Consider the following 13,702-nt stretch of genomic DNA (forward strand, 5'->3'; position numbering starts at 1 on the left):
GGGAACTCCTTAGACTTGAATTAACACGATTTGATGCTTCCTAATACATACTATACCAAAAAATGAATAAGTGAAACTGTTTGACACCATCTTTTTTTGCATGGTATCGATTATCAATTGGGCTAATGATGATTGTGCTAAACTGCTTGGTGAACAAGGTAATTTTCTGAAAATGAGTAAAAAGTCAATTAGTGGTTACCTGGCAAAGCTGGTATGGACGATATTATGAGAATAACTGCTTGCCAGCGTATCGCTGATTGGTTTTTAAAAGTAGTTATGTTTCATCATGACCTGTATTTATATTGACTAGAGTTATGTATTTGCGCAGTAAAGCGGTTATAATATACCTATGGTTAAATAAATAAAATTATAATTGGGAGCAAAATGAAATGAAGATTGTAATTGTTGGATGTACGCATGCGGGGACCGCTGCGGCTGCACAAATTCTGAAGGATCATCCGGAGGCTACGGTCACGATTTATGAGCGTGATGACAATATTTCATTCTTATCATGTGGGATCTACCTTTATCTCGGGGGAAAGGTCAATCACTTGGAAGATATGTTCTATTCGTCACCAGAAACGTTAGCCAAGTTGGGGGCAATGGTCAGAACCAAACATAACGTGTTAAAAATTGACGCCCAGTCGAAGACCTTACAAGTGGTTGACATGACTACTGGAAAAGTGTTTGGCGATACTTATGATAAATTGATTATGACGACTGGTTCAAATGTTGCGGTCCCGCCGATTTTTGGAATCGATGAGTCTAAGGTCCTATTATGCAAGACCTACAGCCAAGCACAGGAAATTTACCAAACAGCCCAAGACAATCAGCGGATCGCAATCATTGGGGCGGGTTATATTGGAACCGAATTATCTGAAAGTTATGCAAATACACATCATGAAGTAACGTTATTCCAATCGCATGATCAAATTTTGAATAATTACATTAGTAAAGAAATTTCAGACCAAGCAGTTCAGCTATTAAAAGATCATGGCGTGAACGTGCTATTGAATCACCAAGTAACTGCCTTTACTGGTAATGATGATGGTGAACTTGTCATTGAAACCAATCAAGGCGATTTTAATGCTGATCTAGCAATTGTCGGAACTGGGTTTGTTCCCAATACAGAACTGTTACGCGGTCAAGTTGAGATGGATAAGCACGGTGCCATTATCATCAATGATTACGTTCAGACCTCTGACCCAGATATTTACGCTGCTGGTGATTCTTGTGTCGTTAACTTCAACCCAACTGGGCGTTCGGCTTATACGCCATTAGCAACCAATGCGGTTCGGCAGGGTGCGTTAGCGGGGGCCAATGTTTTTGGTAACCAGCAACGATATATGGGGACTCAAGCGACATCGGCCATGCAACTCTTCGATCACACGCTGGCAACCACGGGGTTAACACTGGCAATGGCGAAATTGAATCATATTCCAGCTGAACGGGTGACTTATGAGGGCAACTGGCGACCAGCTTACATGCCAAGTACGGCGAAACTGACGATTGAATTAATTTATAATCCGGAAAATCGTAAAATTCTCGGTGCTCAGTTCTTAAGTGCGCATGAAGTGGCACAGTCTGCTAATGCGTTATCAATCGCGATTCAAAATGGAAACACCATCGATGATCTAGCATTTGTGGATATGTTATTCTCACCTAATTTTGATGAACCATTCAATTATCTGAACCTCGTCGCCCAACAAGCGATTGAACAAGAACGCCAGGCAGGCCGCAATCACCCACGAATTACGGCCTATGGCGATTGGGCCAAGCAAAATGATAAGGATTTACAATAAGAAGTAAGTCTTACCATGGGTTGAATTCAAGTGAACTGGCATAATTTTATTTATTTAAATCTCGGTTTTTAGTCAATATATGGTTAAAAGCTATAATTGACTTCAGTTGTGTACAAACAAGATAGTCGACAAATGTAAATTTTGGGGGTATATTAAGCGTCATAGGAATTTAAGTGGAAGGGGTCTTTAGAAATGGCAAAGAGTTACGACGTGATTATTATTGGTGCGGGGCCTGCCGGCATGACAGCCGCCCTCTATGCTTCACGAGCCAATCTATCAGTGCTACTATTAGATCGCGGAATCTATGGTGGGCAAATGAATAATACCGCCGCAATTGAAAATTATCCGGGCTTCAAATCTGTTTTGGGGCCGGATTTGGCTAAAGACATGTATGAATCAGCGACCCAGTTTGGTGCTGAATACGCGTATGGTAGCGTCGAATCCGTTGAAGATCGCGGCGATGTTAAAATCGTGACGACGGATAGCGATACGTTTGAGACTAAGGCCCTTGTCATTGGGACTGGTTCTGAATATCGTAAGCTGGGTGTTACTGGCGAGGATACGTATGGTGGCCGCGGTGTCTCATACTGCGCAGTTTGTGATGGAGCGTTTTTCCGTAACAAGCATGTAGTTGTCGTTGGTGGCGGTGACTCAGCGATTGAGGAAGGCACTTACCTGACACAGCTTGCTGATAAGGTGACGGTTATTCATCGTCGTGACCAATTGCGGGCACAACAAATCTTACAAGATCGGGCTTTTGCTAATCCAAAGATGGAATTTGTTTGGAATAGCAACGTGACGGAAATCATCGGTGATGATAAGAAGGTCACGGGAGTTAAGGTTAATAATAATAAGACTGGTGAAGACAGTGAGATTGCGGTCGATGGTGTCTTTATCTATGTTGGTATTAACCCAATTACGAAGCCATTCAGTAATCTTGGGATTACTGACGAAAACGGCTGGATCGAAACTAATGACCACATGGAAACCAAGGTCCCTGGTATTTTTGCAGTCGGTGATGTTCGTAAGAAAGATTTACGCCAAGTTGCGACGGCGGTTGGTGAAGGCGGAACTGCCGGTCAAGGCGTTTACACTTATATCACTGCTTTAGGCGACAAAGTTAACAATTAAATAAAATTAAAAAATGCGTAGCTGATTTAATTGAGATCAGCCACGCATTTTTTATTGGCAAATATAGCGTTAGTCATTGTTTGACGATGACCAAAGGTTCGCGAATTAGTGTTGATAGGGAAATAGAAGCAATTGCTTGTTAGTATACGTTGCCAGGTAAATATCACTGACAGTATAGTGCTGGGCCTGCAATTGGGTCAGTAACCAGGCTTCATCATGATTACTAGTTTCAAGCGCATCGAGGTTGACCTGACCATCGACGATTATTGGATACTTGACGGCGTCGTCGCCCACTTGGGTAATCGTCAGTTGGCCGTTTTGTTCAAGTACGGCCCGTTTGACGTAGCGAATATCCGTGATACCTTCCGTACGCAAGCGAAACATCAGATCGTTAGCACTCATCCCATTTTTGAGGGCCGTGCTGACGAGTAATTGCCCATTTTTAATCAATAGCTGTGGCTGTCCATCAATCAAACGTTTCACGTAGCGATTGTGATGTGTTAGGAATCGCAGGACCAGCACTAGCAGTGTCCAGATGAGAAGCACTAAAATGTATTGTAAAACAGTAACGCTGGTACTATAAATCATGCCCCCAACGATTGCACCGAGAACGTAGTTTTGAACTTGGTCGAGGGCGCTGATTGGCGCAAGGTTACTTTTACCAGATAGATTGATTTGTAGAATGATGGTCAATAGCCCGAGGGCCAGTTTGATCGTCACATCCCAGTATGAAAACATTTATTGCCCCTCCTTAACATAATTGATTGTTGATTGAATCGGTGTGGCTTTAGTCAGGGTATAACTGTTTCCATCCGTATTGATCGTCACGTTATAGATATGGTCATGGACTTTAATGAGCATCCCACTGCTGACAGAACTTGTATTAGACCAGACCGCGGTTTTACGAACCCCTTTTTCTTTGGCGACACGCTGCATAATTTGTGTCACTTGTGATTTTTGGTTGAAACTATTTTTGATTGTCTGCCATTCATTAAATTGAATGCCGACGAGCAGCAATAATAATAAAACCATGATAATGAATAAGTCGCGGTATTTTAGGTCTGTTTTATGGCGGTACCATAACCAGCTGAGTATGGCGATTATTAATATAATGATGCCGATGGCTGCGAGTTGGACAAGAGTATGATTGTTATTTTGATGGACTAAGTAGTTGTATGAATAAAAAGTCATGATGGCCTCCTTATAAGATTTATTATAGCAAGTTTTGATAGTGACTGAACTAACTAGCACTTCAGAATTTATGGGTATTCGCACTGATGCGGGCCCACTACGCATTTAAAATGCATTAATTAATGGATTTTCTTAGTAAATTTTACTTTGTAAAGTGTGTCAATGTTGTATACTATTTTTGTAAGCACTAACAAATATCGGAATTGGAGATGGTTTTTGTGAGTTGGCAGGATACTTATAATACCTGGAAAAACCAAGCGACACTTGAAACTAGTTTAAAACAAGAATTGACGGGCATGGCTGGCGATGACGCCGCCTTAGAAGACGCCTTTTATGAACCAATGGAATTCGGAACCGCGGGGATGCGGGGGGTACTTGGACCTGGTATCAACCGGATGAATATTTATACGGTTCGTCAAGCAACGGAAGGGTTAGCACGCTTCATGGATACCTTGCCTGCTGAGGTTAAGGAACGCGGGGTAGCAATCAGTTTTGATTCCCGCCATCATTCAGAAGATTTTGCGCATGAATCTGCGCGAGTATTGGGCCAACATGGTATCAAGTCATACGTTTTTGAAAGCTTGCGGCCAACCCCAGAACTTTCATTTACCGTTCGGCATCTGCATACTTACGCAGGGATCATGATTACGGCGAGCCATAATCCGAAGCAATATAATGGCTACAAGATTTATGGCGAAGATGGTGGTCAAATGCCACCTAAGGAATCTGATCTTATCACATCATATATTCGTAAAGTTGACGATGTCTTTGCGATTGCCGTTGCTGATGAACAACAATTATTAGCTGATAAGACGGAAACCATTATTGGGGATGATGTCGATCAGGACTACTTAGCTAAGGTCAAAGAAGTGACGATCAATCAAAAACTAGTGGATGAAGTCGGTAAGGACATGAAGTTAGTCTTCACACCATTACATGGGACTGGCCGGATGCTTGGCGAAAAGGCTTTGAAGAATGCCGGGTTTAAAAACTTCAGTGTTGTTAAGGAACAAGCTGTGGCTGACCCTGAATTCTCGACGGTTAAATTCCCTAATCCTGAATTTCCTGAAGCCTTTAAGATGGCCATTGATTTGGGTAAAAAAGAAGGTGCGGATGTCTTGATTGCGGTTGATCCTGATGCTGACCGGTTAGGGACAGCTGTTCGTCAACCTAATGGTGAGTATGTTCTGTTGACGGGTAATCAAATTGCCGCTGTCTTGTTACACTACATCTTGCAAGCAAACAAGGATGCCGGGACGTTACCGACCAATGCGGCCGCAGTTAAGTCAATTGTTTCAAGTGAATTTGCTACTAAAGTAGCGGCTTCATATGGTGTCACGATGATCAATGTCTTGACCGGTTTCAAGTATATTGCTGAACAAATCGAACATTTTGAAGCCACTGGCGAACATACCTATATGTTTGGTTTTGAAGAAAGTTACGGTTACTTAATCAAACCATTTGTTCATGACAAGGATGCGATTCAAACCACAGTGCTTTTAGCCGAAGTAGCGGCTTATTATAAGCAACAAGGTAAGAACCTTTATGATGGATTACAAGACTTGTTTAAGGAATACGGTTACTTCCGCGAACAAACCACGTCCGAAGAATTTGATGGCGTTGGCGGCAGCGATAAGATTGCGGCTCTGATGACTAAGTTCCGAAGCGAAGCACCAACTGCCTTTGCCGGCTACGATGTCACTGGGACTGAAGACTTCCAGAGTCAAACGGAAAGCTTTGCTGATGGCCACACGGCACCAATTGCTTTGCCAAAGGCGAATGTCTTGAAGTATCATTTAAATGATGGCACTTGGATCGCCATTCGGCCATCTGGTACGGAACCAAAGATCAAGTTCTACATTGGAACGCTAGGTAGTACGTTAGAAGAAGCTAATGATAAGTTAGCGAAATTTGAAGATGCCATTCAAGCGTTTATTAAAGAATAAATTGGTTATTTAGTCAGAAGTTGTACGGCCCAGCTGACTAGCCATGCTAAGTGATAAATAACGCCTTACGAAATTTCAAGTTAATTTCGTAAGGCGTTATTTAGTTGTTGTTCACATTAGAAATTAATTCATTGTCGGATATTCAAAGTTGACGGGGTCACCGGGTAGGCGTAATAATTGCGGTTTGCCATAGTAATAACCTTGTCGAAGATTAATATCGAAGTGACTACTCAAGTGATCATCTTCGGCGTCTTCAATCCCCTCTAAGATTAAACGCAATCCGTATTCACTGCTGATGGCCCGCCAAAAATGGAGCTTTTGCTGAATCTTAGGATCTTTGATATCACTGCGGAAGTTTTGCAACGCAAATTTTAATTCAGAAGCTAATGGCAAAATTTCTTGGATACTCTTGAAATCGTTAATTCCGGTACCAACATCATCAAGTGAAATTTGCATACCATGTTCGATGAACCCCCGTAAGTGTGGGATTAACATGGTATCTGGATAATCCTTAGGACTACGTTCCTCAGTTAGCTCAACGACTAATTTAGCAGGATAGAGCTGAACCTGACTTTGAATAATGGCCTTCGCAACCGTTGTATCCATCAATTGTTCGCGACTGATATTGACTGCACAATAACGAACTTTTAGTCCAAGAATTTTAGTCGTTGCAATGAGCAGATCAGAGGTAACTTGTGAACTAATTGCGGCAAAGGATTCAGGCAGACGCCAGCCGTCTGGGGTTAGTTGTTTGATTAGTAGTTCGTATCCGTAAACTGTATTGTTGAGTAAGTTAAGTTGAGGTTGTACAAAATAGCGGTAAATTGGTTCCATAAGTACCATCGCCTTTTATAATAAGTTTAAAATCATTGAATCGTTTTAATATCAACCGAATCGCTGTATACTCTAAGTATACGTCAACTTAAATAAATGTTTAACTTAATCCAAGTTAAATTTTAACTTTTAATGAAAGCTGTGGTCGAAACAATGAAAGTTGCCATTATTGGCTGTACACATGCGGGGATTGCCGCCATGAAACAAATCTTGAAATATTATCCGGGCACTGAAATTACCGTCTATGAACGGCACGCGGATATTTCATATATGTCTTGTGGGACTTATCTACACTTAGGGGGTACCATCCATAATTTGGATCAAGCGTTGTACGCTAATCCTAGTGAATTTAGTGAACAAGGTGTGCAGATGCGGATGCAGTATGATGTGATCAATGTGAATGCTGATAAGCATACAATTTTGGCTCAAAATTTACAGACAAAAGAATTACAAACGGATCACTATGATAAGTTAGTCATGGCGACGGGTTCAATCACTGCAATCCCGGCTATTCCGGGCGTAGAGAATCCTAAGGTCATGCTTTGCAAAACATGTGAACAGGCCCAGCAACTCTACGAAGCAGCTAAACATGCACACCATATTGCAATCGTTGGTGGTGGCTATTCGGGGGTGGAACTTGCTGAGGGGTACGTGAAGTCCGGACACACTGTGACGTTGTTTCAACGGGGCCCCCACTTAATTAATGAGTATCTTGATCCACAAATTTCTGAGAAGATCGAAGACTTGTTAACGACGAAAGGCATCCAAGTTAGAACCAATGCACAAGTGACGGCTTTTAGTGATACGGCTGATAATCGACTACGAGTTGCAACCGCTGATAGTGAAGAAATATTTGATATGGCTGTTATTTGTCCGGGGGTGATTCCACAATCAGAGTTATTGGCGGGACAGGTCAACCGAACGAAGCAGGGGGCCATTGTAACGGACCGTTATATGGGAACCTCCAACCCGGATATATTTGCGGCTGGCGATGTGACGGAAGTTAACTTTAATCCTACGAAGGAACACGCCTATATGCCATTAGTCTCACATGCAATTCGGCAAGGTGCACTGGCAGGAATTAATATCTTTGATAAACGCTTAGGTGCAATTGGTACGCAAGCGACGACTGGGATGTTGATTTTTGATCAGACCGTGGCTTGTGCAGGTCTGACCTTAACGGCGGCCAAAGCAGCTAACTTCGATGCCCAAGCAGCTTTTTATGAAGGCAATTATCGGCCGGACTTTATGCCTACCACGGCGAAAGTCATGATTGAGTTGGTTTATGATCAACAAACGCGGAAGGTTTTGGGTGGTCAACTAATGAGTGCTCATGAAGTTTCACAATCAGCAAATACGTTGTCCGTAGTGATTCATAATGGTAATACGATTGATGAATTAGCCTTCATGGATATGCTATTCTCACCCAACTTTGATGAACCGTTTAATTACTTGAATTTAGTGGCGCAGGCTGCAGTAGATCAGGAACATGGCTATCGTCGGAATAATTAAGTTTTTGCACTAATTATGGTCAGAAGGTGCTGGTTGTTAAAATCAAGAACAGCCAGCTTAGACCCGCTGGAATAAGTTCAGATTAGCGTAAACTTGTGTGGTGAGTGTGTCCGATACCGTTCTTCAGTTATTGCTGCCAATCGGCTGGGATGGTATTCAAAACGAATGTGCTACGTTAACGTTTGTTCCAAGTCTAACGGAGTAGGATGGTTCAGCGACAGTTTAGCTTGGGTTAAGCGGTCGTTCATCTGCCACTCGAGTGGTTTCCTGGAAGTCAGACGAGGACGCGCATATGCTGACGGGCAAGAATCCAACTAACTGGCATGTTTTAATAATAAGTGCTGGTGAATCCATAAAAATAATGAGCCAAATAAGGTGGCCGCCTAACAGTGGGTTTCATAACCTGACTGTTAGGCGGCCACCTTTATATTATTTGAAAGCGATTGGTCAAGCATAGTCGTTGGGATCAGCGGCTAGGGGTTGGTAAGCGTCCATTTCGGTGTCGCGGTAGTCCCACCATTCGTTAACGTAGCCGACAAAGCCCGCGGCGGTCATGGCGGTGTCCAGCAGCTGATAATTTTTTTCTTGAAGTGCGGTTCGAGGAGCGTCACGGTGAGCAGCTGCCGTGAAGTCATCGAAGGCAGTTGGCATTGTTAACTCGCTACCATCAGGATGGGCCAGGGTCAAATCTAAGGTGACGCCTTTTTGGTGGCTGAAATTAGGATTAGGCTGGGCAACAAATTCTGGATCAGGATACACTTCAAATAAACGGCGCTGGGCGCTGACGGGCCGATAAGCATCCCAGACTTTGAGCCGATAACCTTGTTGTTTAACCAGGGCGCTTGCCTTGGCGAGTTTGTGGGCCGTGCCAGTGCGAACAATGGCCGTGGTAAAGTCGTAAATCACTTGATGAGTAAAGTTATTGGTGGTGGCATAACGCAGGTCAACGATGATTTCGGGGTCTAAGTGTTGAATATTGGTGAAACCAGTTAAAGCTTGATCCATAGTAGGGCCTCCTTAGAATTTAGTTATGCTTATTGTATCTGATTGGCCGATATTTTACCGACTAAAAGGGTTGTAAATGGTGTCAAACTTTCTGCTAGCTTTCAATCCGGGTCCCTGATATGATGGAAAGCGGTGTAAATTTAACAATTGATTGAAGAGGTGAGGTCGCATGGATCGACAAACACGACGCGCAATTTTAATTTTAGTTTTTAGTGAGTTTTTAGTTTGTTTAGGGATTAGTTTAGTTATTCCGGTCATGCCGTTTATTAAAAATGAACTGCATTTAACGGCTACCGATATGGGAATAATGAATGCGTTATTCGCATTGGCACAATTTGTGGCCTCACCCATTATTGGCCGGGTTTCAGACAAAGTTGGTCGCAAGCCCGTATTAACGGTAGGGCTAGTCTTATATATGGTCTCGGAAGTACTATTTGCGCTAACCAACCAGCTGTGGGTCTTTAATATTTCCCGGATTGTTGGTGGCTTATCAGCAGCGATGGTCGTTCCGACGGCGATGGCGTTAGCATCCGATATTACGACCAAACGACAGCGAGCTAAAGTAATTGGCTGGTTATCGGCGGCCTTTAGTGGTGGCTTGATTTTAGGACCCGGTATCGGTGGGGTATTGGCTGGCATTAGTTATAAGACGCCGTTCTGGGTTGCTGGTGCATTGGGATTACTCAGTGCTATTGTGCTCGTCATTCTGTTGCCTGCGGATCGTCAGATTGATCCTGATCGCGAAGCAATTACGGCCACGACAACGACGACCAATCATCCGATGACGCGGGCATTTTGGACCGTCCCGATTATTATATTATTTACGATGATTTTAGTGTCTTCCTTTGGCTTACAGGGGTTTGAGAGCATTTATAGTATTTACGTGAATGAAGTCTTTCACTTTAGTCTGAGCAACATTGCGTTGGTCTTGACTTTAAATGGTTTGATTTCGCTCTTCCTACAGGTGGCACTATTTGATACCTTTGTCCAGCGTTGGGGCGAACGGCGGGTCATTCGGGTGTGCTTTGCAGCTGCGGCGCTCTGCACTATCTGGATTACGCAGGCTCATTCGAAAGTTGCTGTCATGGTTGCAACGCTCGTTATTTTTTCGGCATTCGATCTTTTGCGGCCCGCTATTACGACCCTATTAACGAAAGCAAGTGAGGCCAACCAGGGGCTAATCAATGGGCTTAACATGTCCTTAACGAGTGTTGGCAATATCGTTGGCCCAATCATGTCGGGGATGTTACTAGATATGAATTATCACTATCCATATCTGGTGGTGGCCGGATTCTTGATTGTTTCTTATTTAATGGCATTTATGTTACGATTACCGAACCAGGTTCATTCACATCAGCAAGTTTAACATTGCATAACAGTTAAGCTAATCAGCGAAAGCGCTCCGGGTTTGCGTCCCCGGGGCGCTTTTGTTACACTTAGGCCAAATTAGATTGAAGGATGGTGGGCTGCAATGGGAATGCATCAATATTTTCAGAGCTTAAGTAATTTAGAAACGATTCAACGGGCCCCGGGTTTTTTTAAGTATCAGAATCATTCAGTTGCGGCGCATTCATTTAAGGTTGCTGAAGTCGCCCAATTTTTAGGTGATGTGGAAGAAAATGCCGGAAAAATTGTTGATTGGCGAGCCCTCTATGAGAAGGCGCTGAATCACGACTATAATGAGCGGTTTATCGGGGATATTAAGACGCCTGTCAAGTACGCAACGCCGACGCTACGGACGATGCTGGCGGATGTTGAGCATAAATTATCACAAAATTTTGTGCAAAATGAGATTCCAGCTGAGTTTCAGGCAGCTTATTCACGGCGTCTATCAGAAGGCAAGGATGAAACGCTAGAAGGCCAGATATTGTCGGTAGCCGATAAAATTGACCTATTGTATGAGTCGTTTGGTGAAATTCAAAAGGGTAATCCGGAACCAGTTTTTAGGGATATTTATCAAGAAAGTTTAAAAACAATTGTCGCGTTTAAAAAGATGACTAGTGTTCAATATTTCTTAAAAGCAGTGCTACCAGAGATGTTAGCGGAACCGTTCACGCATCAGGATCAATTACAGGCGCTGACGACCCAGATTTTAACGGCCGGGCCGCAATCCGATTAATGGCGAAAGTATGTTCGATGTGCTAAAATTAAACGCGATTTGAATGTGATAGGGAAGCGCGGGCTTGCCTATTTTTTATGGTGCGACAGTAAGATTTAGTTATCAATAGATGATATGAACGGGTGACCGTTTAAAAGGAGGACTACGTTTGATTGATCGGGTAGATAATAATCATTTTGACTTAGTTTCAGATTACCAACCAACGGGCGATCAACCCCAAGCGATCCAGCAATTAACCGCTGGCATTGAATCGGGAGAAAAAGAGCAGATCTTGTTGGGGGCGACCGGGACCGGGAAGACCTTTACAATTTCGAACGTGATTGCAAAGGTGAATAAGCCAACGTTAATCTTGTCACATAACAAGACGTTAGCGGGTCAATTATACGGGGAGTTTAAGAAGTTTTTCCCGAACAATGCCGTTGAATATTTTGTGAGTTATTACGATTATTATCAGCCGGAAGCGTACGTGCCTTCGAGTGATACCTATATCGAAAAGGACTCGGCAATCAACGATGAAATCGATAAGTTACGGCACTCTGCGACCAGCTCATTATTGGAACGCAACGATGTGATCGTCGTGGCATCGGTCTCCAGTATTTTCGGTTTAGGGGATCCTCACGAGTACCAAGATCACGTAGTCTCACTGCGAGTCGGCATGGAGATCGACCGCAATGATCTGTTGCGTAAACTTGTTGATATTCAATTTGATCGTAACGATATTGATTTCCAGCGGGGGCGTTTTCGGGTCCATGGTGATGTCGTAGAAATCTTTCCGGCTTCACGGGATGACCACGCATTGCGCGTTGAATTCTTTGGCGATGAGATTGATCGAATCCGTGAGATTGACGCCTTAACCGGTGAAATTGTGGCTGATCGTGAACATGTTGCGATCTTCCCAGCGACCCACTTTATGACGAATGATGCGATTATGGAACACGCCATCAAGGGCATTGAAGATGAGTTGGACGGCCGCCTGAAAGAATTGACAGCCGATGGCAAATTGTTAGAGGCGCAACGACTCAAGCAGCGGACGACCTATGATGTCGAAATGCTCAAAGAAATGGGCTACACTAGTGGTATCGAGAACTATTCACGTTTTATGGATGGCCGTAAACCTGGCGAACCACCGTATACGTTACTGGACTTCTTCCCGAAGGACTTTTTGCTCGTGGTCGATGAGTCACACGTGACGATGCCCCAAGTTCGGGGAATGTATAATGGGGACCGAGCACGTAAACAAATGCTAGTCGATTATGGCTTCCGTTTGCCAAGTGCGTTGGACAACCGGCCATTGAAACTTGAAGAAGTTGAACAGCATATTAATCAAGTGGTTTATATGTCCGCAACGCCGGGCCCTTACGAAATGGATCGGACCAAGCATGTCGTCCAGCAAATTATTCGACCAACTGGTTTATTGGATCCTACGATTGAGGTTCGACCGATTATGGGTCAGATCGATGACTTAGTGGGTGAAATCAATAAGCGCATTGAAGTCAACGAACGGGTCTTTATCACCACGTTGACTAAGAAGATGGCGGAAGATTTGACCGACTATTTTAAGGATTTAGGCATCAAGGTACGGTACTTGCACAGTGATATTAAGACGTTGGAACGGACGCAGATCATCCGCGACCTGCGTCTGGGCAAGTTCGATGTGTTGGTCGGGATCAACTTGTTGCGGGAAGGAATTGACGTTCCCGAAGTTTCACTAGTTGCGATTTTGGATGCGGATAAAGAAGGTTTCCTTCGTAACGAGCGTTCATTGATCCAAACGATTGGTCGGGCGGCTCGTAATGAGCACGGTTCAGTGATTATGTATGCTGACACCACGACTGATTCGATGCAGGCCGCGATGGATGAGACTGCACGTCGTCGTGCCGTACAGATGAAGTACAATGAAGATCATCACATCACGCCACATACGATTAAGAAGGCCATTCCAGAGCTAATTGCTTCGACGAAGACCACTGAAGACGCGGGCAAGAAGGATGACTTCTTAGAAACCGACTTTGATGATATGACCCGTGAACAACAATTAGATATGATTAGTAAGTTGGAAGAACAGATGAAGACCGCCGCTAAGAAGCTCGACTTTGAACAAGCCGCAACGCTGCGTGATACGGTCATGGAATTGAAAGCACAAATTAGCTAGCAGGTTGCTG

At 43.7% G+C, this 13,702-nt stretch carries 11 protein-coding genes; 7 read left to right on the forward strand and 4 right to left on the reverse strand.

Features of this window, described 5'->3' with window-relative positions:
- Positions 1-389: 389 nt before the first annotated feature.
- Entirely contained in the window at positions 390-1,802 is a 1,413-nt protein-coding gene (locus ACOV1R_RS06020; protein ID WP_011101153.1) for an FAD-dependent oxidoreductase, read from the forward strand.
- A gap of 192 nt (positions 1,803-1,994) precedes the next feature.
- Positions 1,995-2,933, forward strand: coding sequence for a thioredoxin-disulfide reductase (gene trxB, locus ACOV1R_RS06025; RefSeq protein ID WP_003641020.1), 939 nt, complete (start codon positions 1,995-1,997; stop codon positions 2,931-2,933).
- 105 nt (positions 2,934-3,038) lie between these two features.
- Here the strand turns inward: trxB and ACOV1R_RS06030 are convergent, their stop codons facing one another.
- Positions 3,039-3,671 (reverse strand): DUF421 domain-containing protein, encoded by a 633-nt coding sequence (locus ACOV1R_RS06030; RefSeq protein ID WP_003641021.1) that lies wholly within the window; start codon positions 3,669-3,671, stop codon positions 3,039-3,041.
- Positions 3,672-4,124, reverse strand: a complete 453-nt coding sequence (locus ACOV1R_RS06035) for a DUF3290 domain-containing protein (protein WP_003646084.1) — start codon at positions 4,122-4,124, stop codon at positions 3,672-3,674.
- 218 nt (positions 4,125-4,342) lie between these two features.
- Between ACOV1R_RS06035 and ACOV1R_RS06040 the strand changes: the two genes are divergently transcribed.
- Positions 4,343-6,070 (forward strand): phospho-sugar mutase, encoded by a 1,728-nt coding sequence (locus ACOV1R_RS06040; RefSeq protein WP_003646085.1) that lies wholly within the window; start codon positions 4,343-4,345, stop codon positions 6,068-6,070.
- Positions 6,071-6,193: 123 nt separating this feature from the next.
- Here the strand turns inward: ACOV1R_RS06040 and ACOV1R_RS06045 are convergent, their stop codons facing one another.
- Positions 6,194-6,904: an EAL domain-containing protein gene (locus ACOV1R_RS06045; protein ID WP_021357362.1), complete on the reverse strand. Its 711-nt coding sequence runs from the start codon at positions 6,902-6,904 to the stop codon at positions 6,194-6,196.
- 153 nt (positions 6,905-7,057) lie between these two features.
- On the opposite strand from ACOV1R_RS06045, the gene ACOV1R_RS06050 reads away from it, so the two are divergent.
- Positions 7,058-8,416, forward strand: a complete 1,359-nt coding sequence (locus ACOV1R_RS06050) for an FAD-dependent oxidoreductase (RefSeq protein ID WP_003646086.1) — start codon at positions 7,058-7,060, stop codon at positions 8,414-8,416.
- Between the two features lie 447 nt (positions 8,417-8,863).
- Here the strand turns inward: ACOV1R_RS06050 and ACOV1R_RS06055 are convergent, their stop codons facing one another.
- Positions 8,864-9,421 carry a M15 family metallopeptidase gene (locus tag ACOV1R_RS06055; RefSeq protein ID WP_003643967.1) on the reverse strand — a complete coding sequence of 186 codons (558 nt, stop codon included), beginning with the start codon at positions 9,419-9,421 and terminating at the stop codon, positions 8,864-8,866.
- A gap of 169 nt (positions 9,422-9,590) precedes the next feature.
- On the opposite strand from ACOV1R_RS06055, the gene ACOV1R_RS06060 reads away from it, so the two are divergent.
- The 3 genes from ACOV1R_RS06060 to uvrB all read left to right on the forward strand — a co-directional run bounded on the left by ACOV1R_RS06060 (position 9,591) and on the right by uvrB (position 13,692).
- Positions 9,591-10,787 (forward strand): MFS transporter, encoded by a 1,197-nt coding sequence (locus ACOV1R_RS06060; protein ID WP_003641027.1) that lies wholly within the window; start codon positions 9,591-9,593, stop codon positions 10,785-10,787.
- 105 nt (positions 10,788-10,892) lie between these two features.
- Positions 10,893-11,540 (forward strand): HD domain-containing protein, encoded by a 648-nt coding sequence (locus ACOV1R_RS06065; protein WP_003646087.1) that lies wholly within the window; start codon positions 10,893-10,895, stop codon positions 11,538-11,540.
- Between the two features lie 148 nt (positions 11,541-11,688).
- Positions 11,689-13,692 (forward strand): excinuclease ABC subunit UvrB, encoded by a 2,004-nt coding sequence (gene uvrB, locus ACOV1R_RS06070; protein ID WP_003641029.1) that lies wholly within the window; start codon positions 11,689-11,691, stop codon positions 13,690-13,692.
- Positions 13,693-13,702: the final 10 nt, after the last annotated feature.

This window comes from Lactiplantibacillus sp. YT640 (assembly GCF_049745435.1).
GTDB classification, from domain to species: domain Bacteria; phylum Bacillota; class Bacilli; order Lactobacillales; family Lactobacillaceae; genus Lactiplantibacillus; species Lactiplantibacillus plantarum.